At 69.8% G+C, this 3141-nt stretch carries 2 protein-coding genes; both read right to left on the reverse strand.

Going from position 1 to position 3141, the window contains the following annotated elements; all coding sequences use genetic code 11:
- A partial coding sequence (locus HMPREF2581_RS19100; RefSeq protein ID WP_003136940.1) for a filamentous hemagglutinin N-terminal domain-containing protein occupies nt 1-1388 on the reverse strand: 1388 nt, incomplete at its 3' end.
- A gap of 112 nt (nt 1389-1500) precedes the next feature.
- On the reverse strand, nt 1501-3141 hold a 1641-nt coding region (gene tpsB2, locus HMPREF2581_RS19105; RefSeq protein WP_033988148.1), incomplete at its 5' end, for a two-partner secretion system transporter TpsB2.

A 3141-nucleotide genomic window follows, 5' to 3' on the forward strand; every position in this document is an offset into this window, starting at 1 on the left:
ACCTGGCCGCCACGGTTGTCGAGATCGCCACGGGTCTTGACCACGGCGCGGTCCCGGCTCTGCAACAGGCCGTCCTGGCGGTTGTCCAGGCTGCTCGCCTCGACCCGCAGTTCGCCCTCGGCGAGCAGCTTGCCGCCACGGTTGTCCAGGTGCCCGGCGTCGACCCGGACGGTCGCCCCCTTCAGGCTGCCGCCCTGGTTGTCCAGCGCCTGGCTCGCCTTCGCTTCCAGCGCGCGGCTGGCCACCAGGCTGCCGGCGTTGCGCAGGGTGCCGCTGCGCAGCTCGAGGTCGCCGCGCGCGTTGCGCCGCTCGTCTGGCTCGACGCCGGCTTCGATCACCCCGGCGTTGTCGATATGCGCCGCCTCCAGCGCGATGCGTTCGCGCGCCGCCAGGCTCTGCCGGTTGACCAGTTCCTCCGCGCTGCGGATCTCGGCGCTGCCACCGGCGTAGGTCTTGCCGTTCAGCTCCACGGCCTGGGCCGCGATCTTCAGGTCGCCCTGGCTGGAGGCCTGGGCCAGGCTCAGCTTGCCGCTGGCGTCGATGCGGATGTCGCCGCCGCTGGCGGCCATGTCGCCGGCCAGCTTCACCCCCACGCCCTGCTCGGTGCCGACCAGGCGGATCGCCCCGGCGTACATCCCGCCCAGCGCCGAGCTGTCGATCGCCAGCTGTGGCTTCTCGCTGCCATCGGCGGCGCGCGGCGTGGCCTGCAGGCTGTCGGCCTGGACGTCGTTGCGGCCGGTGACGATGTTGAGGTTCTTCGCGTAGAGCTTGGCGTTGAGCTTGGCGCTGCGGGTGATCAGGTCGAACTGTTCGAGGTTGCCGACGTTCAGTTCGGCGCCTTCGACGACGATGTCGCCGCCATCCACCTGGAAGCGCTCCAGGCGCTGGCCGTCCATGATCGGCTTGCCGGTGGTGAGGGTCGCGCGCGGCGTGTTGATGAAGCCGCAGCCCTGGCAGGTGATGCCGTGCGGGTTGGCGACGATCACCCGCGCCGACTGCCCGGCCACCTCGGTGTAGCCGGCCAGGGTGCTGCGGTTGCCGCCGGTGACCTGGTTGAGGATCACCTGCGCCGCCTGGCCCTTGAGGTTGGGGTTGCCGAGGATGATCCCGCCGAGCTGGGTACCCTGGGTCTTGCCGGTGGCGTTGTTGAGGATCAGCCCGTTGGCGCCGACGTTGTAGTCGCGGAAATGGTTGTTCGACAGCCCGGCGCCGTTGGGCGTGGCGATATTGACGATGGGCACGCCGTTGCCCGCCTGGCCCAGGCCGGTGTTGCCGCCGGCGGCCTTGTCCAGCGCCAGCCCCGCCGCCGCGGCGACGATCGGGTTGAGGAACAGGATGCCGGCCAGGGACAGGGCGATGCACTGGTTCAGCGGGCTGCGGATGTCCATATCGTTACTCCTTGGCGGGTAGGGGCCCGGCGAGGTTAAGCAAGGTTTTCCAAGGAAAGGGCCTCGATGCAGGTAGGCGCTTTCCTAAAGCGTTCAGGAGGTCGCCGCGTCTTCAGAAGAACGCGTCGACCCGGAAATAGATCGGGTGCTCGCGCCGCTCGATGGCGCTGGGCCGCTCCAGCGAGCGGGCGAAGCCGACGCTGGCGGCGAAATAGCGGCCGCGGGCATCCAGTTCGATGGCGTTGCCGCTCATGCGCCCGCTGGCGCCGTCGTTGTAGCGGTCGTGGCGGATCACGCCGACGTCGTAGGCGAAGGCCACGCCGTATTCCTGCAGCCAGGGCCGCAGCGGCGCCCATTCCACCGCACGCCGCCAGCGCAACTGGTTGCGCCAGTAGCCGCCGCTGTCGCCGGTCAGGGTCTGGTCCTTGAAGCCGCGCACCGAGCTGTTGCCGCCGAGGCTGATGCGCTGCGGGCTGAACAGCACGTCCTCACTCCTTTGCCCGGTGGCCAGGCTGTCGAAGCTGAAGCGCTCGCCCCATAGCTGGAACGGCTGCAGGTAGCTGAGGGTCAGGCTGTACTTGTCGTAGCGCGCATTCGGATCGCCCGCCTGCGGGTGGCCGCGACCCTGCGCGCCAAGGGCGCCGATGCCCTGCTGCCAGCCGAGGTCGAGGTTGACGAAGCCACTGCCGATCCGCCGGCCATGGTTGAAGCCGAGCTGGGTCTCGGTGATCCGCGTGCTCTGGTCTTCCAGGCGGGTGTCTTCGACATAGTTGTTGGTGCGCTGGTGGCTGAGCCCCAGGCTCATGGCGGTCTTGCTCACACCGTCGCGGTGCAGCACGCGTTCGGCGCGGAACTGGTGGCTGCGGCTGTCGCCATCGAGCTTGAAGGGGAAGCCGCTGGCCTCGTTGCGCGTGCGGTAGTCGCTCTGGCTGTAGCCGTAGGTGAAGGTCCACCAGCCCCAGGGCAGGCTGTAGAACAGGCTCTGGCTGTCGGAATGGCGCCAGCGGTCGGTCACCGCGTCGCGGTTGGCGCGCAGGTTGAGCTGGTCGGCCAGGCCCAGCGGGCTGTCCCAGTCCAGACCCAGGCCCATCTGCTGCTCGCCGGTGCTGACGTCGCCGTCGTTGTTGCGCGTGGCGGAGACCCGCCAGGGCTTGTCGCGCTCGCCCTTGAGACGCACTCGGCTGCCGCCGACCTCGCTGCCGGGCACTAGCTCCAGTTGCGCCTGGCGCGACGGCAGGCGACTCAACTGGTCGACCAGTTGCTCCAGTTCGCGCAGGTCGAGCAACTCGCCGGTCCTGCCCGGAAAGCTCATCGCCAGTTCGCGCGGGCTGGCCAGCGCGGAGCTGTCCAGGCCCTCCAGGCGGCCTTCGACGACGATGATGCGCAGGGTCCCGGAGGCCAGGTCCTGCTGTGGCAGGTAGGCGCGGGTGGTGACGTAGCCGCGATCCAGGTAATGGTCGGTGACGGCCTTGAGCAGCGCATTGAGCTGGCCGACGCCCAGGCAGCGCCCCTGGTAGGGCGCCAGCAGTTGGCGACGCGCGCTTTCGCCGAGGTGCCCGGCGCCTTCCATCTCGATGCGGCGGATCTCGAAGCAGCGCTCGTCGTCGCCGGAGGCATCCGCAGCGGCGGGCGCTCCCTTGCCGGGCAGTTGCTGGAGTTCCTCCAGGCGCTTGCGCTGTTCGTCCAGCAGGCGCTGCTGGCGGTCGCGGATCAGGTCGCGGTCGCCGGGGGAGGTGAAGGGGGCGGCGCTGGC

It is taken from the genome of Pseudomonas sp. HMSC057H01, assembly GCF_001836405.1.
GTDB lineage: Bacteria > Pseudomonadota > Gammaproteobacteria > Pseudomonadales > Pseudomonadaceae > Pseudomonas > Pseudomonas aeruginosa.